Below are 22,114 nucleotides of genomic sequence, written 5' to 3' on the forward strand. Positions count from 1 at the left end.
CATTTACACTGAATACTGTAACCTGCAGGGCGGCCATAAGGCGGAACTTTGTCTGACAAATCAATTTGTTTTTGTCAACACATGGAAACGATTCAATATACAAGCACAAATCCTGTTTTAAAGGCGAATAAAAATAGGACAACTGAAAATACGATTCACCAATCGCTGCCCGTACTAGGCCTCTCCTGCGCTTCTTGCGCAGCCAGTGTCCAGTCCATGCTGGCTAGTCAACCAGGTGTAAATAAGGTGGCCGTAAATTATGCCAATGCCATGGCAACTATCGATTACGACCCTTGGATTATCCGCCAGGACGCTTTACAGGAAGCAATCCGTTCTATCGGCTATGACCTGGTGCTTGAAACTGATGAGGAGGCGGCAGCAGTCGTTGAAAAAGCTGAACTCAACCAATATAAAAAATTAAAATCCGGGGCGACCTTTTCTCTTCTTTTTAGCCTGCCCTTAATGGCACTTTCTATGTGGGGATGCAGTTGCCTTATGCAGATATTTTTATGCTAATGTTAGCAACGCCGGTGGTTTTCATTTTTGGGCGCCGTTTTTTTATTAGTGCTTTCCGGCAGCTACGCCATGGAAAGGCAGGTATGGACACCCTTGTTGCCTTATCTACTGGTGTTGCTTATTTCTACTCTGTGGCCGTTATGCTACTACCCACATTCTGGGCAAAAAAAGGATTGCCAGGACATCTTTATTTTGAATCTGCTGCAGTGGTAATTGCGTTTATTTTGCTAGGTAAACTTTTGGAAATGCGGGCAAAAGGTCGCACTGCTGCAGATATTAAAAAGCTGATGGGGGCGCAACCCGCCACCGCGACTGTACTGGTAAATGACCAGCCGCAAATAATCGCTGTCAGGGATATACAAGTAGGCGATCAACTACTGGTAAAGCCCGGCGAGGCCATTGCTGTGGATGGCGCTATCCTATCGGGTCGTCCGCTGATTAATGAAAGTATGGTTACCGGGGAAGCCATCCCTAGCCAAAAAGAAAGTGGGGACAGCGTTTACGCTGGTACCATCAATGAAAACACGGCTTTTACCATGAGGGCAGATAAAGTTGGCCGTAATACGGTTATGGCCTCCATTATCCGATTGGTAAGAGAGGCGCAGGGCAGCAAGGCGCCCATCGAACAATTGGTGGATAAAATTGCAGCCCGCTTTGTTGCCGGGGTCCTTTGCATCGCCTTGCTTACTTTTTTTATCTGGTGGGCATTTGGAGGTCCTGCTGAACTATCCAGAGGCATTATTGCTGTCGTAACGGTACTGGTAATTGCTTGTCCCTGTGCGCTTGGGCTGGCCACACCGGCCGCCTTAATGGTGGGTATTGGCCGGGGAGCCACAATGGGTATTTTGATTAAGGATGCAGCGCATCTGCAAAAGCTGGCCGGCGTAACTGATATCGTACTGGATAAAACCGGTACGCTTACCTTAGGTAAACCTGTTGTTCAAGAGGGCTTATGGCTAGACGATGATCGGGACATTAATGCAGGATATCCAAAGTCAGCTGCCAGGTTGCTGGCTGCCATAGAACGCAGTTCACAACACCCTTTAGCGGAGGCAATCACCAGTTATGCAATCTCGGTTTATGGCAAGGATTATAGCAAGAATAATGACATTGATTTTGACCATAACGCTAATGCTGCCTCTTATATCAATAGCGTGTTTTTACCCGGTTTAGGGGTGGAAGCCACATTGGGGAACGACGTTTACTATGTTGGCAATGCCAGGCTGATGGCTGAAAAAAATATTGTGGTAAATGCAGGGTCGGAAAAGGACGTAAGCCCAGAGAAACCGGTGGATTTTTTAACACCTATGAGGCATGACCTGACAGCAATTACTTCATTTTTACAGGCGCATACAACGCATACTATTGTTTATTTCGCCCAAAAAAGCGCAAAGGATAATCGCGGTACACTCCTATCTGTTATGGCTTTGGCGGATATATTAAAACCGGATGCTCTATTGACCCTGCAAAGGCTAGGGCATCAGGGCATCGGGTTACATATGCTGACAGGAGACAATGAAGCTGCTGCCGCACTGGTAGCCAGCCAAACAGGTATCAACCGTTACCTCGCCGGACAATTACCGGCCGATAAACTAGCCTATATTAAGACCTTACAAACCCAGGGCAAATCAGTGGCAATGATCGGTGATGGGATTAATGACAGTGCCGCTTTGGCCCAGGCAGACATTAGTATTGCTATGTCAAAGGGCAGCCATGTGGCCATGGATGTGGCAGGGATGACCATTGTCGGTGATCAGCTTTCTAAAATTGCAGACGGAATATTGCTATCCAGGTTAACGGGAAAAACGATCCGGGAAAACCTTTTCTGGGCCTTTTTCTATAACCTGATTGGTATCCCTATTGCCGCCGGGATCCTGTATCCCTTTACGGGTTTTATGTTAAACCCAATGATCGCCGGGGCCGCGATGGCGCTCAGTAGCATTTGTGTGCTGGCTGCCAGTCTGAGGCTTCGTTACAGAAAACTAAAGTAAATCAAAACAGTTCTATTTCTATTTTTATTAAACTTCAAAATCATAATTATTATGGCAACTTATCAATTCAAAACAAATATCCATTGCAGCGGATGCATCGAGAAGGTAACCCCCTTTTTACAAAGGATCCCGACTTTGGAAAGTTGGGAAGTGAATACGGAAAACCCGGACAAAATCCTGACGGTAACAGGTCCTGAAGATGCAAAGATTAACGAAGCGGTAACAGCCCAAATTAAGGCAGCGGGCTACCGCATTGAGCCCTTGGATTGAGTTCACTCTAATTATTTTAAATCAATCTATTAGGCGCCGATTACTCGATAATTTCAACAGCAACCGGCGCCTTTTTTGAAACCTTATTACAAAGATAGTTGGCTTGGTTGCCAAGCCAGTTCTGTAGTTTTGTTGTAATCATATTGAAACTATTTTTATGATAACAAACGAAGGGAACAGCCAACAAAGGCAAAGCGCAGGTGCCCAACCGCAACAAAAGCAAGGTCAGGGTCCTGAACAGGCACAAATGCACGCACCTAGTCATGGCGATAGCCATAGTGACCTTCATAGTCATGGCCATAGCCACAGCCAAAGTCACAGCCATAGCCATGCACCTACCCTGCAAAAGATCAATACGGCTTTTATGATCGGCATTGGCCTGAATACCGCCTTTTTGGTTATTGAATTTATTGTCGGATATGCACAAAATTCACTGGCCCTGATTAGTGATGCAGGCCATAATGCAACCGATGTATTTAGCCTATTGGTCTCCTTATTTGCCTTTAAGATGATGCAGGCAAAAGCCACCAAACAATATACTTATGGCTATAAAAAAGGGACGATACTGGCCTCTTTGCTAAATGCAGTATTACTTCTGGTTACTGTTTTTTTTATTTTTTATGAAGCTTTTACCCGGATTGGCCAACCCGTATCTATTCATGGCAATGTCATATCGCTGGTGGCATTTATCGGGGTTTTTATCAATGGGTTTTCTGCCTATTTATTTTTCAAGGATCAAAAGCAGGACATTAATATCAAAGGGGCCTACCTGCATATGGTCAGCGATGCGGTGGTGTCTTTGGGTGTGGTCATTGGCGGGATTCTGATCAGCTACACCGGTTGGTACTGGCTGGATACGATCATCAGTATGATCATTGGCCTGGTAATTTTAAAAGCCACCTGGGGACTCTTTACTCAAAGTATACATCTGGCACTGGATGGTCTGCCAGAAAATATTGATGTGGAAAAAGTCAGGCAACTGATTTTAAAATATGCTGTGATCAAGGGGTACATCATATTCATATATGGCCATTAAGCAGTAGTGAGAATGCATTGACAGCGCATCTGGTACTGGCTGACACGGATCTCAGCCAATATGAATCCATCAAAATGGCACTCAGGCATGATCTTTTGCATGCCAATATCCACCATGTCACTTTTGAGCTGGAAAGCAGGGTCTGTGGTGAGCAGGCTTGCCGGGATAAGCACAGCCATGACCAGGATTAAAGCAATTAAATATGGATTAAATATTGATTAAATCTTTGTATCGCTCAGAAAAAAAAGTCCTTAAATACTACACAATCTGCTGTGTGGTATTTAAGGATTTTTTTTATGCCTATTTTTCTAATCTTTGTTGCCAAATGCCTTACACACCTGGCTCATCACTATAGGCTTTTAGCTTATTTTGCCGCTGTCTTTTTTGTGGGCACGGCAAAAGTACTGGTAAAGCTGTAATGACCGGATCCCAGATTGAGTTTCACGAATTTGCCGCCTGTTCCTGGAGCGTCCAGGATTTGGGGAGCCTGTCCGTTTATATTTTCAAGAATCTGCCCTCCGAGTTTAACGGAAGAAGGATCTGTAGTCGGGACATAAACGGTGGCAGTAGTGTTTACCGGTATTTCTACTTCCATGGTGAGTTGATCAGCAGATAATTTCCAGCTGTTACTAAGCCTGCCAAAATACGTATCCAAGGATGCGTCAGCCGCGCTAAATCCTCCACCGATATAGGGCTGAATTTTACTATGCTTATAGCCCACTCCATCTTCATAGGTGTCTAGTCCGACCATTTTTCGATACATCCAATCCCCAATTGCCCCATAGGCGTAATGATTAAAAGAGTTCATGCCTGGGTTTTCAAAACTGCCATCAGGTTTTATACCATCCCATCTTTCCCAGATGGTGGTTGCCCCCATTTTAACCGGATATAACCAGGAAGGATAGGTCTTTTGCAATAGCAATTGATAGGCAACATCGCTATAGCCAAAACGAGTCAGAACATGACTTATAAAAGGCGTGCCCAAAAATCCTGTGGTAATATGATCGCCATAGCGGTGGATATTATCCACCAGTCTTTTGGCGGCCTGGGCACGTAAATTTTCCGGGAGCATATCAAAGTTCAAAGCCAGTACATAGGCCGTCTGTGTGCCAGAGACTAATCTGCCGGAGGCTGTTAGGTATTCCCGCTGAAATGCCTTTTTGATTTTCTGCAACAACTCAGTATAAGTCTTCTCATCATTTGTTTTACCCAGTACCCGGGCAGCCTTGATCAAAAGTTGCGTTGAATGAGCATAAAAACACTGGGCGATCAGGTATTTATCTGTTACCGCGGCACTGCCGTCATTATCATCATCAGGGTGGTAGAAAAGCCAGTCTCCAAAATGATTGCCGGTGTTCCAGAGATGATCCTGGCTGACGCTGCTGATATAATCCACCCAGGCTTTCATGCTGGGATATTGAACATCCAGAATTTTCTTATCCCCATAGGCCAGGTACATATTCCAGGGAACAATAGTCGCCACATCTGCCCACCCGGCAGAACCACTGGCGCCATCTCCCAATACGTTAGGTACGACATGTGGCACACTGCCAGATGGCAGCTGATCTGCTGCGACGTCTCGCATCCACTTGTCAAAGAAACTATTGACACCTCTTAGAAAACTGGCGGTTCTGGAAAACACTTCCGCATCTCCGGTCCAGCCCAGTCTTTCGTCTCTTTGTGGACAGTCAGTGGGCACATCCAGAAATTACCTCTTAAGCCCCATTCTATATTATGTTGCAACTGATTGATCAGGCTATCGGAGGAAGAAAAATGTCCGGTCTGGGCCATATTTGAATAAAGCGCCACTGCCGTAAAATCTTCCGGGTTCAATGGACCGTCAATTCCTTCTACCTTAATATAGCGGAATCCATGCCAGGTAAAATGCGGTTCAAAGGTCTCCTGCCCTTTACCACTGAGTATATACTGATCCTCTGCCTTTGCTTTGCGCAAATTGGTGGTGTAAAAGTTACCGGCTTTATCCAGCACTTCAGCGTGAAAAATTTTGATGGTATCTCCTGCATTTCCCTTAAGGTGGACGACGACCCAACCCACTAGATTTTGGCCAAAATCCAGTACTTTTTCTCCTTTGGGCGTGGTAATCACTTTAAGGGGTCTAAATGTCTCATGCTTTTCTACCAGTTCATTTTCGGTAGTCACCAGGTTATCGTAACCGGCTCTTACTGTTTTTACCGGTGTCCAGTCCTGATCCTGATAGCCGGGCAACATCCAGCCTTTTTGGGTCATCCGGTGATCGATGGTTTCTCCATTATAAATCTCTGCATAGCGGATCTCTCCGGTCGTCGATTTCCAGGAACCGTCAGAAAGGATGGTAGATTTACTGCCATCAGTATAAGTAATCTCTAATTGAAAAAGCAGTCCCAGGGTTTTGCCATAGATATTATGGGTATCCCCCCAGGCCAAATACCCTCGGTACCAGCCGTTGCCCAGTCTGACGCCAATTGCGTTTTTGCCTCCTTGGATCAGATTTGTTACGTCATAACTCTGATATTGCAGCCGTTTATTATAACTGGTCCAACCTGGTGTCAAAAAACCTTTGCCTATTTTTTTGCCATTGATAAAAGCTTCATAGAGTCCGTGGGCAGTGATAAATGCACGGGCACTTTTTATTTTTTTGTGGAGCACAAAATCTTTTCGCATCAGGGGACTGGGTCTAAGCTGTGGATCTTCCGTATATCCGGGCTCAATCCACTGGGCTTTCCAATCGGTCTTTGATAAAAAACCCGTCAAAAAGCTTGCAGGTTGGCTCCAGGCAGACTGGTGCCCCTGGTTGTCCCAGATTCTAACCTGCCAGTAATATTTTTCTGCGGATTTTAAGGTCGGCCCCTCATATAATACATGACGGGAGCTGCCGGAGTTGACCTTACCTGTTTTCCAATAAAGCTTTTTGCCTTTTTGAACATCCGCTTGTGATGTAGCCAGGCGAATCTCATAGGCCGTTTGCATTACGTTTTGGCCGCCTGAGCTACTGGCCCAGGAAAGCCTGGGATGCTGAGTAGCAATACCAGTGGGTGCTGTTTTATTTTCTACCCAAAGCTGCCGGACGGACAAAGCATCTGTTGCCTTTTGCAAATGCAAAACCTGTGGCTGTGCAAACGTCTGCATTGGCAAACAAAGTGAAAGCTGCCCTGCCAGTATGATTGATAATGCGACTGTTTTCCCATAGGCTTGCATTACCCCGGTGGCCGCCTTTAAGGCTTTTGGACTTTTTAAGCTGAGCGGAATGTGTTTCATAATTAATAGTAGTGTATGTTTAATGATATAAGATGCCAATAGTCATAATTCAAAACAAACTAAGGAGCCTGGCAAGGACCTATTAAATTAGTGTTGTGCCACTATATTTTTTGCTTCATTTTGTTTGCCACTCCAATTTTCGCCCACCATGGCGCTGTCCCCCCTATCCAACTTACTTTGTGCCACTGTCCGTGGCACATTTATAGTCAAAATCTTGCTGCTGGGCAAGATTGGATTTATGAAGTTAATTGAATTTTCTGGTTTAACGAAGGCTTAAAGCCCTAATTCCTAAAAAATGCCTAACTTTAAAATAATAACCTTTATAAAACAGGCGATGGATTATTTATTGTACTGCTCCTCAAATAGGGTTAGCAGCTTATAAAAATCAAATAATTATATTTAACCTTTAAAAAAATTACAGATGCAAACCGACAGACTTTCCCCGACCATGAACCAGGCCCTGAACAGGCAATTAACCGCAGAAGCTGAGGCCGCACAGAGTTATCTGGCACTGGCAGCCTGGGCCGATGATCAGGGTTATGCTGGTATCAGCAACTTCCTTTTCCGACATGCCCATGAGGAGAGAAACCACATGATGAAGTTCCTACGCTATATCCTGGACAGAGGTTCAAAGGTTAAAATTGATGCCCTGAGTGCCCCGGGAGCGGATCCTACCAGTATTCAGGATTGTTTCAATAAAGTTTTTGAACAGGAGGTAAGCAATACGGATTCTATACACAAGATCGTGCAGCAAAGCTTTGAAGAGCAGGATTGGGCCACTTGGAATTTCCTGCAATGGTTTGTCAAAGAACAGGTTGAAGAAGAAACCCTGGCATTAAATCTATTGGATAAAATCAAGATTGCCGGTGGCGAAAAAGCGGCCAATGAAGCGCTGTTGGAACTCAATCAGGAGTTGGGACATATGCCAGATGAGGCGCATAGTGCCAGCAGTGCCACTGAAGAGCACCCTTCCTAGTTCAAAAGGTACTCCCTGAGGTTGTTTTTGGGTACATCTAATCTTAAAACACCTTAAGGATATAAGGGAAACAAATAATTAGCAATGAATAAATTTAATTGATGCGCATTTGATCAGCACTATTTTACCTTTACAAGTTAAACGACACCAGTAAAATAGCGCCGATTATTTATCTTCTATATAGCTTATCTGCGCTTTTTTTCACCAATGATTTTTTAGATGGCTAAGCCTGATGATGATTTTACATTCTTAGAATCTCTGGACTCAGAATATGACAATGAACCAGATAATCCTGGCTGGCGCAGGCGAGTCTACCATATTATTTTCAGATCCGAGAGCCGCAAGGGGAAAATATTTGATATCATCCTGGTTCTTTTTATTTTGACCAATATTGGGGTTTTGCTATTAGAATCGATGGCAGGTATTGGTTCCAGATATGCACATCTGTTTAAAATCCTGGATAGAATTTATCTGGTATTTTTTACACTGGAAGTAATACTAAGAATCGTCTGTGTTAAATGGCCTACCAGGTATATATTTAGTTTTTATGGTCTCATTGACCTGCTTTCTATTATCCCCTCTTATTTGGAACATTTTTTCCCGGAGACTCATGTACTGATGATTATTCGGGCATTCAGGCTTTTAAGGGTCTTCCGTATCTTTAAATTGGTAAAGTTTTTAAATGAGAGCAAGCGGCTCTTATTTGCGATGATTCGCTCCTTCAGGAAGATTTTAATCTTTTTGTTTTTCGTGCTGCTATTGACGGTTTTTTTGGGCGCCATCATGTATATGCTTGAATCGGGCAAAAACCCTCAGTTTTCCAGTATCCCGCAAAGCATCTATTGGGCCATCGTCACCATTACAACGGTTGGATATGGAGATGTGGCCCCCATTACGCCTGCTGGCAAAGTGGTATCTTCTTTGATTATGATCCTTGGGTATGCGATTATTGCTGTACCAACGGGTATCCTGTCCACCTCCATGATGCGTGAAAGCTGGCGTCATTTACCCCAATATGCATTACTCCCTTGTCCAAAATGTGGAGAAAAGGGCCATGAAACCGACGCACTATTTTGTAAAAACTGTGGTGCAGCACTCTATGCAGATAAACAAGCCACAGGCCAAAAGACCGCTGATGCCCAGCCTGATGCTACCAAAACGAAGGGGGGGGGGGTAACCTAATTCATTAATGGGCTCTAACAGAGCTAACCCTTTTTTTCCCTACTGCTAATATTTTTTTAATACTTTTTATTTAGGGTTTCTATGTTGGCTGTGAGGTTTTGATTTTGGTTTCGTTTTAATTTTAGTTGTTGCTTTGTGCCCAGCATCATCAATTGCTTTATTTAAAATATCCTGGATTTTACTACGCGTCTTTAGTTTATAGATTTCTGTACTTCTGGTTGGATTAACCCGGTTGGATAAAAAGATATAGACCAGATCTCTGTCTTCATCCACCCATACACAGGTTCCTGTATAACCCGTGTGTCCAAATGTATGTTGAGAGGCAAGCTTGGAAGGATACTCTTTGGATTTATCCGGATCCACCCGGTCAAACCCATAGCCTCTTCTACTGACCTTGGACTCATTTTTTGTAAAAGTAGTTACTGTTTGCGGCTGAAAATACCGCTGGCCACCGTAATACCCTTTATTTAATAACATCTGGTAATAAGCAGCTAAATCTGTTGCACAGGCAAATAGGCCGGCATGGCCGGCAACGCCACCTTTCAGTGCTGCTCCTTCATCATGTACATAGCCCACCAGTAAGGTTTTGCGAAATGTCTGATCATCTTCTGTTGGCACAATTCTGTTATCATCAAATTTATAATAAGGCAGATAACCGGTGCTGTGCATCCCTAAAGGTCTATAGAAATGGTTGTTGGCATATACATCCAGTGTGGTATCTGTGATAGATTCAATAACGGCCTGCATTACATACATACTGATATCACTATAGACATATTTGCCCCTGGTAACAATTGGAGAATGCAACATTGTCGGCCACATAAAATCCTTAAAGAAGTTTTTTCGGATAAAATAATGGTCGGCTACTTTGGTTGGAAAGGCCGCACTGGAATCCCTACGGTAATCCTGATCGGTAATCATTTTTGGAAAATTAATAAAAGGCACAAAACCCGCCTGATGTAACATTACCTCTCTTAGATGGATATCTTTCATGCCGGTTTTGCGTGCCCTGGCAATATAATGACCTATGGTAGAATCCAGTTTGAGTTTACCTTTTTCAACCAAATGCATTACGACGGGCGTCGTTGCGGTGATCTTTGTCACGGATGCCATATCAAATATATCGTTTAATTGCTCAGGCACTTTTTATAGTAAGTATGAAAACCATAGGCCTTATGAAAAAACACTTTACCTTTTCTAGCGGCCAGCACAACCATGCCGGGGGTGGCTCTTTTTGCGATGGCTTCCGCAGCCAGTTGGTCTATCTGGTGAAGTGACTCGCTGGATATGCCGAGTTCTTCCGGATAGGTATATTTTAATCGAATGGCACTGGTTGTATTTCCTTTGCCGGCCGGCATATCTGGTCCCAGCGGCTTTTTTAGTTTTCCATTTACGGCGATACCACCAAATACAATTTGGGCTGCGACACTTGCCGTTACTGATGTATGGGTTGGCATATACAACACTGGGCACTTCAACTGACTCAAGTGGATGGAAAGGGGATGGCGAACAGCACCTAATATCACTACAATCATGGCCTTGCGCTTACTGATATCTTGTAAATACAGCTGATTGCGATAATCACTTAAACCGTCAGCTGTTAAGGTCACGATAACAGTATTATAAGGTTGTAGGTCATCTTCAAGGTTATACAAATCCGCTGAATCCTGGTAGGGCTTTGCGCTTAGGGAAGCAACAGGTGCGTATAAATTGGCGATACTGTCAAATAAGCCGCTTTGATTCTCCTCCAGATGGACAGCTACTATACTTCTGTTTTCAAGGTTTTTGATGGGCAATAAATCAGGATGGTGTCCCAATAAAACAGCCGCATGCTCCGCTGATCTTAATTGCTGGAAGGCTTCTTTTGGGTTTTGTTTGGGTTGTGCATCCAGAGATAAGGTCATTAATTGACTTATTAACAGACAAAGGCCTGTCCATAATTTGAACTTCATACATCAGACATTTGACTAAAGATAGACAATTTCTGTTAGGCAGCCATAATGGGAATCCGCGTTTAGTTATCGCTCCCGATTCTTTGGCCTCTGATGCACAGGTTGCATTTAAAAACAAATATCCATGCAGTTTATGGGTTGTGTTCAAAGCTGCATGGATATTTCCTTTAGATGACCTTATTGGATAACTTGTTGGACAATATTGTTGGTTATTATTGTCGAAGAACATTGTGGATGACCTATGGGATGATTTACTTTGAATCGTTATCCATTTAAGGCCATTCGCCCGATTACCCGGATCCACTCCGTTGCAAGGCTAATATCATGCTCCAGGGCATAAGGGCTTTCTTTTCTTAATTGTAGCACGGCCAGTCTAACCTGGTCCAGGGTGATTTTTTCCGGGCCAATCGCTTTTAAAGCCTGGATCACCAGTGAACTGACCTGCCCAATGCAAGCAACATTTTTACCGGAACTGGATCTGAAAAGCATACTGCTTTTCCCAATATGAAACCGTCTGTTTTTGCCACTTGTCAGATACTCTGTAAAGCCAGGATGCTGGGTCGATAGTCCTGCCAGATAAACAGCCCATTTACCAGCTGGAACGGCTCTTACATTATATTTGCGGCAAACAGCCTTCGCAATATCCTGCGGACGGGGCAATACTTCTTTTGATATAGGATCATAGCCAGTTATAGCATACATACCACGGTCGATCCTTTTGAGCTTTGCCTTACTTACCAATCTTTCCAGGCTCTTTGCTGCGGCCTTATACTTAAACGCTCCGTCTACTATAAAATCATCAATAAAAAACAACTGCCCAACCGGTGCCGCCTGTATTTTTTCCCAGATAACGGTTTCTATATTCTTTGCCTTTTCTGCTTTTTTGGCTGCAATTTGTTCAATGGTCATAGGCGCTTATTTGTCGTAAAAATACGCAAAAATTATAAAATTTATACCTTTTGCGACAATTTAAATTCCATTTTTTTCATCAATAGCCCAAAAAAGCGGTTCATCCTAATTGAATGAACCGCTAATATACATTGCAGACATCTCGAATCAACAGATGCCCATCCTATTAATTTAACCTAATGCCACACGTTTAAACCCAGTAACTTTCAGGTCGCTACCTAAGTAAGCAGCTACTGTTTTGCTAGGGTCTTTCACAAATGGCTGCGCCAAAAGCGTATTTTCTTTAAAGAATGCATTGAGCTTTCCTTCAGCGATTTTTGCGATCATTTCATCAGATTTGCCTTCCATTTTGGGATCGGCCTTCATAGTGTCAATGATAACAGCTCTTTCTCTGTCAACGGTTTCTTTAGAAATGCTTTCCGGATCGATAGCCAGTGGGTTGAGCGCCGCAATTTGCATCGCTACATCTTTACCAGCCTCACCTGCATCTTTATTGAATCCAACCAGCACGCCAATACGGTTAGCACCGTGAATATAAGAGGCCACATAAGGAGCTTCCACTACTTCAAAGCTGGCAATACCAATTTTCTCTCCAATCGCTGCCAGTTTATCATTGATTAAGTCTGCTACTTTCGCCGCTCCAACTGTTGCATTGTTTAATGCTTCTACAGAATCAACATTGTTTTCTACCGCTGCATTAGCGATAGATTCTGCAAATGCGACAAAGTCTGCATTTTTAGACACGAAGTCGGTTTCACAGGAAATGTTAACAATATAACCTTTAGTATTATCACTGTTGGTTTTTGCGATAACAACACCTTCTTTAGCTTCTCTGTCGCTACGTTTGGCGGCCACTTTCTGACCTTGTTTACGCAACCAATCAATAGCGGCTTCAAAATCACCGTTAGTTTCAGTTAATGCCTTACGACAATCCATCATACCGGCTCCTGTAGCCTGACGTAATTTATTAATATCCTGCGCTGTAATAGCTGCCATGGTTTAATTCCTCCAAATATTTTTAAATGTTTAATAAAAACCTAGCTCCTAGGTTTAAATAAGAAGCCTGCAAAAGATATTTACAGGCTTCTTTATTGACTTAGTTCAAAATAATTCTCTTTTAATCAAAGAAGCAATTATCTTTTGCCACCAGCCTGGGGCTTGCGGGCGCCACCACCTTGAGGTGCACGACGCTTAGGTCCGCCTTCACCCTGACGACCACGGCCACCGGAAGTGCTGCCACCTTCGGCTTCAGCTTCTGCCTGCAGTCTGGCTGCTTTTGTTTCATTTTCGTTGTCTACTTCTTCTTCATCTTCATCTTTTGCAGCCTGACGCTCAGCCAGACCTTCTGCGATTGCAGCGGTGATGTAGTTGGTAATGATGGCTACGGATTTAGTAGCGTCATCATTTGAAGGAATAGCGAAGTCTACTTTATTAGGATCACAGTTGGTATCAACCATACCAAAAGTAGTAATACCTAAACGTTTAGCTTCAGCTAGTGCAATGTGTTCGTGTCCAATATCAACCAGGAATAAAGCTGCCGGAAGACGGCTCATTTGGGCAATACCACCCAATACTTTTTCCATTTTATCTTTATCACGCGCCAGCGTAAGCTTTTCTTTTTTGGTCAGGCTGTCCGCATTTGCATCGCTGAGCAATTTTTCTATGCTCTGCATTTTCTTAACGCTTTTACGCACAGTGTTGAAGTTGGTCAACATACCTCCCAACCAACGTTCTGTAGCGAAAGGCATATTTACTTTCTTTGCACAATCGGATACGATTTCTTTTGCCTGCTTTTTGGTAGCAACAAACATGATCTTTTTACCGCTTTTGGCGATCTGTTTCATCGCAGCTGCAGTTTCCTGCAGGTGATCAACAGTCTTGTTCAGATCGATGATGTGAATGCCTTTTTTCTCTGCAAAAATGTAAGGTAACATTTTTGGGTTCCACTTCTTCTTGAGATGACCAAAGTGTACTCCGGCCTCAAGCAGTTGCTGCTGTAGAGAAGTATTTGTTTCCATTTATTAAAAATTATAGTATGGTTAAAATGATTATTTCTGAAAGTAAAATACCACTGTTCGCATCCAAGCCACCGGCTGAGGTAGCGAACAGTGAACATATTTTCTGTATTAACGTTTGCTGAACTGGAAGCTACGACGTGCTTTCTTATGACCAAATTTCTTACGTTCAACACTTTTCGGATTACGCGTTAACAGACCTGCTGCTTTTAATGCTGGGCGATATTCCGGATCAATTTCAATCAGTGCACGGGCGATTCCTAATTTGGCTGCTTCTGCCTGGCCTTTGACACCACCACCGGTTGCATTGATTTTTACATCAAACTTATCGCTTCCTTCTACAGTTTTCAGCGGTACTTCTACCTGGTTCTGTAAATAAGCTAAAGTGAAATATTCTTTATAGTCCTTGTCGTTAATGGTAATTTTCCCACTACCGCGGCTGATAAATACGCGGGTAACGGCTTCTTTACGACGTCCTACGGCTATTTTTTGCTTTTCCATTGAGTATTAATTATTTACAAAAGCGTTCTTTTGTAAGATTGTTTAAGTTTAATTAGAATTTCAGTTCTTTGGGTTGCTGTGCAGTATGTGGATGTGCCTCACCTGCATAAACAAATAATTTTTTGATCATTTTACGACCTAATTTGTTTTTAGGCAACATACCTTTGATAGCTCTTTCCAGAACGACTTCAGGGCGACGCTTTAAAAGGTCCTTAGCGACTTCTTCTTTCTTACCACCTGGATAACCAGAGAAGTTAATATAGGTTTTCTGATCCAACTTGTTACCAGTGAAGGTAACTTTATCTGCATTGATGATGATTACGTAATCACCGGTGTCAACGTGTGGAGTATAAGAAGCTTTATGCTTGCCACGCAAAATGGCTGCAATCTTAGCGCTGATACGACCCACGGTTTGATTAGTACCATCCACAATGTGCCATTGGCGTTGAACGGTAGCCGCATTCGCGTGCTTGGTTGTGAAATGTAGTTTACTCATTGTTAAAATGTTTTATTGCGACGCTATCCCGCCGCTTTTTATTAAATTAGGGTGCAAAGTTGCGCTTAGTTTTTGGATATAACAAGCAATTCAAGGAATTTTAAATAAGACAACTTTCTAATTAATTGATTTACAATAATTATTTTGACCTTATTTTAAAATATACCTTTAAAAATAGCCTAAAAACGGCCTTTGTAGGGTTGTTTCTTCTTTTTGCAAGGCGTAAACCTGGAATTTCCAGCACTATACATGAAGTAGTTGGTGGATATCTTCTGGGCGATATTCTTTAATCTGACCGGAATTCCAGCCTGTAATATCCAGATCTTCCATAGATATTCGAACGAGACGCAGGACTGGGGACCCGACTGCTGCACACATTTTTCTGACCTGTCGGTTTTTGCCCTCCTTTAGGGTTATAGCCATCCAGGGGGCAGGTACGGTTTTTCTGAACCGGATGGGTGGTGTTCTTTCTGGTAACAGCGGCGCTGTTTGCAGCAGCCTTGCCTCTACCGCTTTGCACTGATGAGTTTTGCCATTTACATTAATGGCGACACCCGTTTTTAACTGGATGATGGCCTCAGGGCTAACCATTCCATCCACTTGCACATAATAGGTCCGGGCATGGGCATTTCTGGGATGAAGGAGTGCCTGATTGAGCCTCGTATCATTGGTTAAGAGTAAAAGCCCCTCACTATCATAGTCCAGTCTCCCCACAGGGTATACATCTTTTGGGACTGAGAACCAGTCTTTAAGGGTCTTCTTACCTGACTCAGCAGAGAACTGGGATAAGGTCTGATAGGGTTTATAAATAACAAAGTAACGAAAAGCGGGCAAAGGCTTATTATTTTAATATTTTTAGTTCTTGTTGAACAAAAAAACAAAGGGTTTGATGGGATCGCTTATAATCTTACGTACTAAATAGCTCTTCTGAATTATCCGATAATGGTTAAGATCAATGACTTCATGGGCCTGACAAAACTGTTCAGTGCCTTCCACCAGGTAGAGCATCGCATGAATAGAGCGCACCTGCTGCTCAAAAGCAGCGGTATTGGTATCCATGTATTTGGATAATATGATCAAATCTCTATTATTAAACGCGTTCATGCTTTAGCTTACTCTTGTGTGTCGTTTTCTTAGTCTTTTAATATCCGCATTACCCTGATTTAGCTTATCCCTGTTTTAATTAAAGTTAGCTTAATTTTCAGGTCTGCCAGAAACCCTTTAATTTTGTTTTTGCCGAGGTGTTTCAAGGCCATCCAAGGCAAAATTATTAAAAAATAAGTTTTTGGAAGAAAATCAGCTCATCATTTTATTCTCCGCACTCGATTGGGGATTAGGCCATACGACCAGATCGATCCCAATTTTAACGCATTTTAACAAAAAGAACCATCAATTAATGATCGCTGTCCAACCGGGCAGCGCGTCAGAAAAAGTCCTTCGCCAGCATTTTCCAAAAGCAATTTTCATTCCTTTGCAAGGATACGGCATTACTTATGCCGAAAAAAGAAAATTATTCGCTTTTAAAATATTTTTGCAGATCCCTAAGATATTAAAAGCAATCCGAAGGGAACGTAGGTTTGTTCAAAACATAGTGGCCACCCATCCTATACAATTAATTATTTCGGATAACCGGTATGGTTTCTACCATCAAGATGTCCCTTCTATATTTATCACCCATCAATTGAGAATCGCAGCGCCCTTGAGTCTGCTGGAAGCCATTATCCAAAAGATTAATTACCGTTATATTCAGCGTTTTAGTCAACTCTGGATACCCGATCTTGCTGGGGATCCAAATTTAGGCGGGAAGCTTTCTCATCCCCTTCAAATGCCAAAAATCCCCACATATTACATTGGTCTGTTAAGCAGACTTAGCCATTTAAAAAATAGGGAAACGGACACCACCAAGCAGGCAAAGGAGCAATTAGCACCTTTCAAGTATTTATTATTATTATCCGGCCCGGAACCACAACGCACGATCCTTGAAAAGAGACTACTGGAAATAGCTCCAAAGCTGAACGGTAAATCCATTCTAGTCCGTGGGCTGCCAACGGCCCCCCAGATTACAGTGAACAATACTGATATTAATCCACTCCCTGATGGTTTAATAGCTGAACAACAGTTCAAGGTTATAGATTACGCAGCTCCGGATACATTGCTTCCTTTATTAGATCAAGCTGAATTTATTGTCTGCCGGTCGGGGTATTCTACTGTGATGGATCTGCTGATGCTGGGAAAAAAAGGCATATATATTCCAACTCCTGGTCAGACGGAACAGCAGTATCTGGCCCGCCGGTTGATGGCTAATCACTGGGGTTATAGTCTTGCCCAGGAAGAAAAAGATTATCTCACAGCTTTCCGTAAAGCGGAAAACTTTGCATATACGCTTCCAAAGGATTTTTCAGATCAAACTATCCAGATTCCTACCATTCAAGGGTTAGATAGATAAATTGGTAATCCAATGTAAAATAAAAAGCAATGCAATCTATCTGGCAATAATTCTAATGGCAAAATAACCTCTAACCAATCGCTTGTTCGCGCTTCAATTCCCGTTTTACTTTGCGAACATAATACTCACTAACACCCGCTACTCTCGCAATATCGTAGGCAGGCATGTTAGTCTGGGTCAATAAGTTTTTGGTGATTTTATATTGTAAATCTACTAGGTCTTTCGCAGATTTCTCTGCTTTCAAAGCACTTTCCCTTGCACGTTCCTTTTCTTTCTTAGCTCGCTCCTCTTGGCGAGCCTGCTCCTTTATCATCTCAATTACACCCATATTCTATTTTTTATTTGTGCTTAAACAAAACCTGGTAAATAACGATTGGCATAGCACGCAGCAAACTTTACTCCGCACCTGATTAATGAGGCCCATTGTAAAATAAAAAGCAATGCAATCTAACTGGCAACAAAATCTAATGGCAAAATAACACTTAACCTACTGCTGGTTCGCGCTTCAATTCCCGTTTTACTTTGCGGACAAAATATTCACTGACACCCACAATACGCGCAATGCTTGGGATGGGCATGCTAGCCTGGGTTAATAAGTTTTGGGTAAATTTATATTTTTCATCCATAAGTTCTTTTGCACGTTCCTCCGCCATCATAGCACGTTCTTTTGCAAGTTTCTTTTCCATCATGGCGCCCCCCTCCTGTCGAGCCTGATCCATTATCATTGTCTCTTTTCTTGGGTTGAAAAATAATTGTAGTTCTTTCTACTAAATATTTGCGTATACTAAATTAATTATCTATCTTTGTCAAAGATATGGTAGTTGTAGCACAAATAAAGTTAGTTCCTGATCGGGAGCAATTTGGTCTGTTAATGGAAACATTAACGGCAATGAACCTTGCCTGCAACCAAATATCAGCGGTGGCTTTTGATAACCAGTGTTTTAACAGAATAAGGTTGCATAAGCTAACTTACTACGCTATACGGGAGGATTTTGGACTTAAATCACAAATGACCATCCGGGCTATTGGTAAGGTTGCAGATGCATACAAGGTTAAAGCCAAAAAGGCTACAGGTCCAATCGATACCCAAAGAACCTTCAGATTAAAAGGGGCGGTAGCATTTGACTGTCGTATGATCAGCTTTGATCTCAGCAGTGATAGCCTAAGCATACTTACGCTCGAAGGAAGGCAAGTAATGAAATTCGAGGTTGGAGATAATGCCCGTAATTTGTTGGCATTTCAAAAGGGAGAATCAGATTTGTTTTTTCGCAACGGTCACTTTTTTTTTAAATGTCAGTTGTGATATCCCAGAACCGGAATTAATAGATCATGAAAATGTGATCGGTGTTGATTTAGGGATCAATCAGCTCGCGACCTTATCTACTGGGGAGTCTTTTGATGGCCAGCAGACTGAAAAGGTACATAAAAAAAACCAAGCCAAAAGAACTGGTCTTCAAAAGAAGAAGACCCGTTCAGCAAAAAGAAAATTGAAAAAAAACTCTGGAAAAGAGAAAAGGTTTAAAAGAAATGAAAACCACATTATAAGTAAAAGAATAGTGGACGAGGCCAAACGCACCGGATCTGCAATAGCGTTAGAAGATCTAACAGGTATTCGCAGACGGCAAAGGGTTCGCAAGAGCCAACGTTCCAGGTTTTCTGGTTGGGCATTTCATCAATTACGCCAATTTATCATCTATAAGGCTAAGCTGGCCGGAGTACCTGTATTTTTGGTACCACCAGCCTATACTTCCCAAAGATGTCATAAATGTGGACATATTGAAAAAGCAAACAGGAAAACTCAAAGCGAATTTGTGTGCTGCAGCTGTGGTCACGGTGACCATGCGGACAAGAATGCAGCATTAAACATCGCCGAATTAGGCTGCAGTCAATCAGCCCATGGTCGCATTGTCGGATTTATCCGACAGTAGTGACAAGCCCTCGCCTTCTAGCCGAGGGTATGTTGACTTCAATAACGCCCATATTGTCTTTTTTATTTATTATACCTTCTAATTTCTTATCAAATATAGCATTATTTTCGGAATCTGAAAAATGGACAAATTTCTTTATAAATGCAAAAACGGATAATTTCTTCCTGACACTCAAAGACTTATCCAAAGCACTAAAAATCCATTCGTGCCTTGTCATTAACTCCTCATCACTCAATTTCCCAGAGAGCAAACCGGTTTTAGCAGCTAATATGATTTGTGCAAAGGGATTTTCTAAATTGGCTTTCAAATCGTCATCCGATTGATCAACAATTCTGTAGGTATTGTACTTATATTCAAGTCGTGTTCCTAATACCTCCTGAACAAACCGGTCTGGCGTATTCCTTTTACGTTGTTTTCCTGTAAAAATAGCCAATGCAGTGATATGTTGACCATAACGATCAAAAATCCGATAGTAATACGTAAACATTCTTGCGCCAAATTTAATACCACCGCGACCATCCACTTCAATATGCAGCAATAACCACTGCTCCCCACCACATTTCAACTTAAGTTTTACCAGTTTATCTACATGGCGACGATTTTCGCCAGGCTCTTCGGGATAAATCTCATCTAGCTCCTTATCCAGAAATTCATAACTCGTCAGATCAAAAATATCATCTGCATTTGGAAAGAAAAAATGCATAAATTCAACAAACAAATCTTCAATAAGCCCCTTCCATATTGCATCAAAGGTGTTATTCTTCTTTTTTTCATATGTCATTATTTAAAATTCAAAATATTTAATATTTGCAAGTCAAAACCAGCTGGTAGCAGCAATAATGAAAGCCACAAATAATTTAATTGTCAACATTTTTTTATTTTAAGTCCAGCTTAAAATAAAAACCTTCTAAAGGAAGATGACAATCAGGTTTGCAGTCAACTACTAACCTTCTTTGCTGCACGTCATTACTAAAAATGAGCAAAACCGCAACAAAGTCATTATCTTAAAACCAACCGAATTAATATATGTTTATATGGCAAATCTTCTTTGGCGAAGCATTTAAAATTTAATTTTTGATAACGTGGCAAAAGTAGAGCGTAAAAAATAAAAAAGCGGACTATTTTGGACGCAATTATAAAGGTTTTGCGCAATTGAAGTTTTGAACAAAGCAACAATGTAAAACTGCTAAAAAGCTTTCCCGTATCCACATTATGAAGCAGAAAAACAGTTTTAAAATGTTGACGGATTCAGGTTGCGGGTTGCTGGTTTTTTCATTAACGACTCAGTCAAATGAAAGTACCCAATAGTTTTGGGATTTATAAAAGATTAGAAACATTTGTTGGCTGGATTCTGCAATTACTTTCTCACTTCCAGTACCTATACCACTATAGAAACCCCAATGGTAGCAAGAATTTGGCTTCATCATAGCTACCGCTAACCACTTAATGCTAAAAGCCCCGATCACTATATTTTCTTAAGTGTCCGGGGCCATTATGACCATCTATATGGTTGTAATTACTAGCTGATTATCGGTGTGTAGCGTTTAAAATTTTCACAGAAAAAATATAAGCACCTGGCACCTGTACCCGCATTGGAATACGGACAGAATAATCATATACGCCGTTTTTATAAACACCTAAATAATGACTGTCAGAAGCTCCTTGATACTTAAGATTTTCCGGATTACTGGTCCAGTTAGCCGTACTATCAGTGGTTACATAATCTGTTTTAATATTATAATACATCAAAAAACTATTCCCTAAAGAAACAATGGGAAAAGGCGTTAACGGATACCTAATAAACATAGCAGTATCTAAGGCCTTATAAGTATCGGGGGCATAATCCTGCAAATTCTGTAAAAAGGGAGGATCTGGGTTAATGCCCGTTTGGGGGCGTTTTATAATTTCTCCTTTTTGAGGATTAAAGGCTACCCCGTTTTTATCCATAATTTTCATGTAAACGACATTCGGCGTATCAGCATACCGCAAAATACTGTATTCAATATAAGGATTGTTGGCTCCATTAAAAGAATACGTAACCGGGGCAGTTCCAGCGACCGCCTTGCCCGTTGCAAAATTACCAGTAGAAGCATCGTCCGTTTCAAAAGGTGCAACTTCCTGAAAATCCAACGTGATCGCATTTTTCAAAATTTCATCACCGGCAATATTGGATACTTGCAGATCCACTGTATACTTGCCCGATGGGATATTTAAAGTACCAGGATTAGACTCAATCACTCCGCTGGTTGGGTTGACAACAATCGGCGGCAATTCCTGGGAGCTCCGTTTTGCCATTACCAAAGCAAAAGTGGTATCCACTTTGGGGTCATAGGCCTTCGTCCACACATCTACTGTATTGGTTTTGCTAAAAAGTGCATCTACTTCAGTGCCTGTAGAATCATAAATATGATATAGTTTTACATTTAAAGGAATAGAAGAGCCATCCGACACCAGGGAATTAGATTTAGCAACTTGTCCCTTGGGTACGACCATTAATTTTGTAGAATACATCATGGTTGGGCTGATAAAGCCCTTCCCATATTTTGTGCAGGCTTGCAGTACGAAAATGGTTAGTGTGATCAATACCACCTGCGCCCCGACAAATCTATTATTTTTCATAAAATCATTTTTTTACTAATTA

Annotated in this window: 25 protein-coding genes; 10 read left to right on the plus strand and 15 right to left on the minus strand. The window is 42.0% G+C overall.

What is annotated here, in order from left to right; translation table 11 throughout:
• Positions 1–81: 81 nt before the first annotated feature.
• The 5 genes from FSB73_RS24160 to FSB73_RS24165 all read left to right on the plus strand — a co-directional run bounded on the left by FSB73_RS24160 (position 82) and on the right by FSB73_RS24165 (position 4,004).
• Positions 82–516, plus strand: coding sequence for a cation transporter (locus FSB73_RS24160; RefSeq protein WP_225974498.1), 435 nt, complete (start codon positions 82–84; stop codon positions 514–516).
• Positions 516–2,507 carry a copper-translocating P-type ATPase gene (locus FSB73_RS05070; RefSeq protein WP_225974499.1) on the plus strand — a complete coding sequence of 664 codons (1,992 nt, stop codon included), beginning with the start codon at positions 516–518 and terminating at the stop codon, positions 2,505–2,507. The genes FSB73_RS24160 and FSB73_RS05070 overlap by 1 nt, the downstream gene beginning before the upstream one ends.
• A gap of 51 nt (positions 2,508–2,558) precedes the next feature.
• A complete protein-coding gene (locus tag FSB73_RS05075; RefSeq protein WP_146780410.1) occupies positions 2,559–2,777 on the plus strand; it encodes a heavy-metal-associated domain-containing protein in 219 nt (72 codons plus the stop codon).
• Between the two features lie 157 nt (positions 2,778–2,934).
• Positions 2,935–3,813 carry a cation diffusion facilitator family transporter gene (locus FSB73_RS05080; protein ID WP_225974500.1) on the plus strand — a complete coding sequence of 293 codons (879 nt, stop codon included), beginning with the start codon at positions 2,935–2,937 and terminating at the stop codon, positions 3,811–3,813.
• A 17-nt stretch (positions 3,814–3,830) separates the two neighbouring features.
• Entirely contained in the window at positions 3,831–4,004 is a 174-nt protein-coding gene (locus tag FSB73_RS24165) for a hypothetical protein (protein ID WP_225974501.1), read from the plus strand.
• A gap of 173 nt (positions 4,005–4,177) precedes the next feature.
• On the opposite strand, the gene FSB73_RS24170 is transcribed toward FSB73_RS24165, so the two are convergent.
• Together FSB73_RS24170 and FSB73_RS24175 are read right to left on the minus strand one after the other, a co-directional pair.
• The gene (locus FSB73_RS24170; RefSeq protein ID WP_225974502.1) at positions 4,178–5,512 is read right to left on the minus strand and encodes an alpha-L-rhamnosidase-related protein; all 1,335 of its coding nucleotides are present in this window, start codon (positions 5,510–5,512) and stop codon (positions 4,178–4,180) included.
• Entirely contained in the window at positions 5,428–7,068 is a 1,641-nt protein-coding gene (locus tag FSB73_RS24175; protein WP_225974503.1) for a family 78 glycoside hydrolase catalytic domain, read from the minus strand. Before FSB73_RS24175 ends, FSB73_RS24170 begins: the two co-directional genes overlap by 85 nt.
• Positions 7,069–7,489: 421 nt before the next feature.
• On the opposite strand from FSB73_RS24175, the gene FSB73_RS05090 reads away from it, so the two are divergent.
• Positions 7,490–8,044, plus strand: coding sequence for a ferritin (locus FSB73_RS05090; RefSeq protein ID WP_146780412.1), 555 nt, complete (start codon positions 7,490–7,492; stop codon positions 8,042–8,044).
• A gap of 219 nt (positions 8,045–8,263) precedes the next feature.
• Complete coding sequence (locus tag FSB73_RS05095) at positions 8,264–9,226, plus strand: ion transporter (RefSeq protein WP_146780414.1); 963 nt, start codon at positions 8,264–8,266, stop codon at positions 9,224–9,226.
• A 66-nt stretch (positions 9,227–9,292) separates the two neighbouring features.
• Here the strand turns inward: FSB73_RS05095 and FSB73_RS05100 are convergent, their stop codons facing one another.
• From FSB73_RS05100 to FSB73_RS05140, 9 genes are all read right to left on the minus strand, one after another.
• Complete coding sequence (locus FSB73_RS05100) at positions 9,293–10,369, minus strand: serine hydrolase domain-containing protein (RefSeq protein WP_158639420.1); 1,077 nt, start codon at positions 10,367–10,369, stop codon at positions 9,293–9,295.
• Positions 10,354–11,178, minus strand: coding sequence for a hypothetical protein (locus tag FSB73_RS05105; RefSeq protein ID WP_146780419.1), 825 nt, complete (start codon positions 11,176–11,178; stop codon positions 10,354–10,356). The genes FSB73_RS05100 and FSB73_RS05105 overlap by 16 nt, the downstream gene beginning before the upstream one ends.
• 264 nt (positions 11,179–11,442) lie before the next feature.
• Positions 11,443–12,087, minus strand: a complete 645-nt coding sequence (locus FSB73_RS05110; RefSeq protein ID WP_146780420.1) for a DUF6088 family protein — start codon at positions 12,085–12,087, stop codon at positions 11,443–11,445.
• Between the two features lie 171 nt (positions 12,088–12,258).
• Entirely contained in the window at positions 12,259–13,083 is an 825-nt protein-coding gene (gene tsf / locus FSB73_RS05115) for a translation elongation factor Ts (RefSeq protein ID WP_146780422.1), read from the minus strand.
• A gap of 137 nt (positions 13,084–13,220) precedes the next feature.
• A complete protein-coding gene (rpsB, locus tag FSB73_RS05120) occupies positions 13,221–14,105 on the minus strand; it encodes a 30S ribosomal protein S2 (protein ID WP_146780423.1) in 885 nt (294 codons plus the stop codon).
• A gap of 108 nt (positions 14,106–14,213) precedes the next feature.
• Positions 14,214–14,603, minus strand: coding sequence for a 30S ribosomal protein S9 (rpsI, locus tag FSB73_RS05125; RefSeq protein WP_146780425.1), 390 nt, complete (start codon positions 14,601–14,603; stop codon positions 14,214–14,216).
• A gap of 52 nt (positions 14,604–14,655) precedes the next feature.
• On the minus strand, positions 14,656–15,099 hold the full coding sequence (gene rplM, locus FSB73_RS05130; RefSeq protein ID WP_146780426.1) for a 50S ribosomal protein L13: 444 nt from the start codon (positions 15,097–15,099) through the stop codon (positions 14,656–14,658).
• A 243-nt stretch (positions 15,100–15,342) separates the two neighbouring features.
• Positions 15,343–15,933, minus strand: a complete 591-nt coding sequence (locus tag FSB73_RS05135; RefSeq protein ID WP_146780427.1) for a pseudouridine synthase — start codon at positions 15,931–15,933, stop codon at positions 15,343–15,345.
• A 21-nt stretch (positions 15,934–15,954) separates the two neighbouring features.
• Positions 15,955–16,203: a hypothetical protein gene (locus tag FSB73_RS05140; RefSeq protein ID WP_146780428.1), complete on the minus strand. Its 249-nt coding sequence runs from the start codon at positions 16,201–16,203 to the stop codon at positions 15,955–15,957.
• Between the two features lie 181 nt (positions 16,204–16,384).
• Here FSB73_RS05140 and FSB73_RS05145 point away from each other — a divergent pair, with 181 nt between their 5' ends.
• Entirely contained in the window at positions 16,385–17,545 is a 1,161-nt protein-coding gene (locus FSB73_RS05145; protein ID WP_146780429.1) for a glycosyltransferase, read from the plus strand.
• Between the two features lie 70 nt (positions 17,546–17,615).
• On the opposite strand, the gene FSB73_RS05150 is transcribed toward FSB73_RS05145, so the two are convergent.
• Together FSB73_RS05150 and FSB73_RS05155 are read right to left on the minus strand one after the other, a co-directional pair.
• Positions 17,616–17,873 (minus strand): hypothetical protein, encoded by a 258-nt coding sequence (locus FSB73_RS05150; RefSeq protein WP_146780430.1) that lies wholly within the window; start codon positions 17,871–17,873, stop codon positions 17,616–17,618.
• Between the two features lie 154 nt (positions 17,874–18,027).
• Positions 18,028–18,264, minus strand: a complete 237-nt coding sequence (locus FSB73_RS05155) for a hypothetical protein (RefSeq protein ID WP_146780431.1) — start codon at positions 18,262–18,264, stop codon at positions 18,028–18,030.
• A 152-nt stretch (positions 18,265–18,416) separates the two neighbouring features.
• On the opposite strand from FSB73_RS05155, the gene FSB73_RS05160 reads away from it, so the two are divergent.
• Both FSB73_RS05160 and FSB73_RS05165 read left to right on the plus strand, forming a co-directional pair.
• Complete coding sequence (locus FSB73_RS05160; RefSeq protein ID WP_146780432.1) at positions 18,417–18,848, plus strand: hypothetical protein; 432 nt, start codon at positions 18,417–18,419, stop codon at positions 18,846–18,848.
• Positions 18,763–19,473, plus strand: a complete 711-nt coding sequence (locus tag FSB73_RS05165; protein WP_146780433.1) for an RNA-guided endonuclease InsQ/TnpB family protein — start codon at positions 18,763–18,765, stop codon at positions 19,471–19,473. The genes FSB73_RS05160 and FSB73_RS05165 overlap by 86 nt, the downstream gene beginning before the upstream one ends.
• Here the strand turns inward: FSB73_RS05165 and FSB73_RS05170 are convergent.
• Together FSB73_RS05170 and FSB73_RS05175 are read right to left on the minus strand one after the other, a co-directional pair.
• Positions 19,460–20,254: an RpnC/YadD family protein gene (locus FSB73_RS05170; protein ID WP_146780434.1), complete on the minus strand. Its 795-nt coding sequence runs from the start codon at positions 20,252–20,254 to the stop codon at positions 19,460–19,462. The two genes, FSB73_RS05165 and FSB73_RS05170, sit on opposite strands and share 14 nt — an antisense overlap.
• A 746-nt stretch (positions 20,255–21,000) precedes the next feature.
• Positions 21,001–22,092, minus strand: coding sequence for a hypothetical protein (locus FSB73_RS05175; protein WP_146780435.1), 1,092 nt, complete (start codon positions 22,090–22,092; stop codon positions 21,001–21,003).
• Positions 22,093–22,114 lie beyond the last annotated feature (22 nt).

The organism is Arachidicoccus ginsenosidivorans, assembly GCF_007971385.1.
Taxonomy (GTDB): Bacteria; Bacteroidota; Bacteroidia; order Chitinophagales; family Chitinophagaceae; genus Arachidicoccus; species Arachidicoccus ginsenosidivorans.

Excerpts from the sequence above, each read along its gene's own strand:
- FSB73_RS24160 (WP_225974498.1), top strand. The coding sequence starts at position 82 with ATGGAAACGATTCAATATACAAGCACAAATCCTGTTTTAAAGGCGAAT.
- FSB73_RS05070 (WP_225974499.1), top strand. The coding sequence starts at position 516 with ATGTTAGCAACGCCGGTGGTTTTCATTTTTGGGCGCCGTTTTTTTATT.
- FSB73_RS05075 (WP_146780410.1), top strand. The coding sequence starts at position 2,559 with ATGGCAACTTATCAATTCAAAACAAATATCCATTGCAGCGGATGCATC.
- FSB73_RS05080 (WP_225974500.1), top strand. The coding sequence starts at position 2,935 with ATGATAACAAACGAAGGGAACAGCCAACAAAGGCAAAGCGCAGGTGCC.
- FSB73_RS24175 (WP_225974503.1), bottom strand. The coding sequence starts at position 7,068 with ATGAAACACATTCCGCTCAGCTTAAAAAGTCCAAAAGCCTTAAAGGCG.
- FSB73_RS05090 (WP_146780412.1), top strand. The coding sequence starts at position 7,490 with ATGCAAACCGACAGACTTTCCCCGACCATGAACCAGGCCCTGAACAGG.
- FSB73_RS05095 (WP_146780414.1), top strand. The coding sequence starts at position 8,264 with ATGGCTAAGCCTGATGATGATTTTACATTCTTAGAATCTCTGGACTCA.
- FSB73_RS05105 (WP_146780419.1), bottom strand. The coding sequence starts at position 11,178 with ATGAAGTTCAAATTATGGACAGGCCTTTGTCTGTTAATAAGTCAATTA.
- FSB73_RS05110 (WP_146780420.1), bottom strand. The coding sequence starts at position 12,087 with ATGACCATTGAACAAATTGCAGCCAAAAAAGCAGAAAAGGCAAAGAAT.
- tsf (WP_146780422.1), bottom strand. The coding sequence starts at position 13,083 with ATGGCAGCTATTACAGCGCAGGATATTAATAAATTACGTCAGGCTACA.
- rpsB (WP_146780423.1), bottom strand. The coding sequence starts at position 14,105 with ATGGAAACAAATACTTCTCTACAGCAGCAACTGCTTGAGGCCGGAGTA.
- rpsI (WP_146780425.1), bottom strand. The coding sequence starts at position 14,603 with ATGGAAAAGCAAAAAATAGCCGTAGGACGTCGTAAAGAAGCCGTTACC.
- rplM (WP_146780426.1), bottom strand. The coding sequence starts at position 15,099 with ATGAGTAAACTACATTTCACAACCAAGCACGCGAATGCGGCTACCGTT.
- FSB73_RS05140 (WP_146780428.1), bottom strand. The coding sequence starts at position 16,203 with ATGAACGCGTTTAATAATAGAGATTTGATCATATTATCCAAATACATG.
- FSB73_RS05150 (WP_146780430.1), bottom strand. The coding sequence starts at position 17,873 with ATGGGTGTAATTGAGATGATAAAGGAGCAGGCTCGCCAAGAGGAGCGA.
- FSB73_RS05155 (WP_146780431.1), bottom strand. The coding sequence starts at position 18,264 with ATGGATCAGGCTCGACAGGAGGGGGGCGCCATGATGGAAAAGAAACTT.
- FSB73_RS05160 (WP_146780432.1), top strand. The coding sequence starts at position 18,417 with ATGGAAACATTAACGGCAATGAACCTTGCCTGCAACCAAATATCAGCG.
- FSB73_RS05165 (WP_146780433.1), top strand. The coding sequence starts at position 18,763 with ATGCCCGTAATTTGTTGGCATTTCAAAAGGGAGAATCAGATTTGTTTT.
- FSB73_RS05170 (WP_146780434.1), bottom strand. The coding sequence starts at position 20,254 with ATGACATATGAAAAAAAGAAGAATAACACCTTTGATGCAATATGGAAG.
- FSB73_RS05175 (WP_146780435.1), bottom strand. The coding sequence starts at position 22,092 with ATGAAAAATAATAGATTTGTCGGGGCGCAGGTGGTATTGATCACACTA.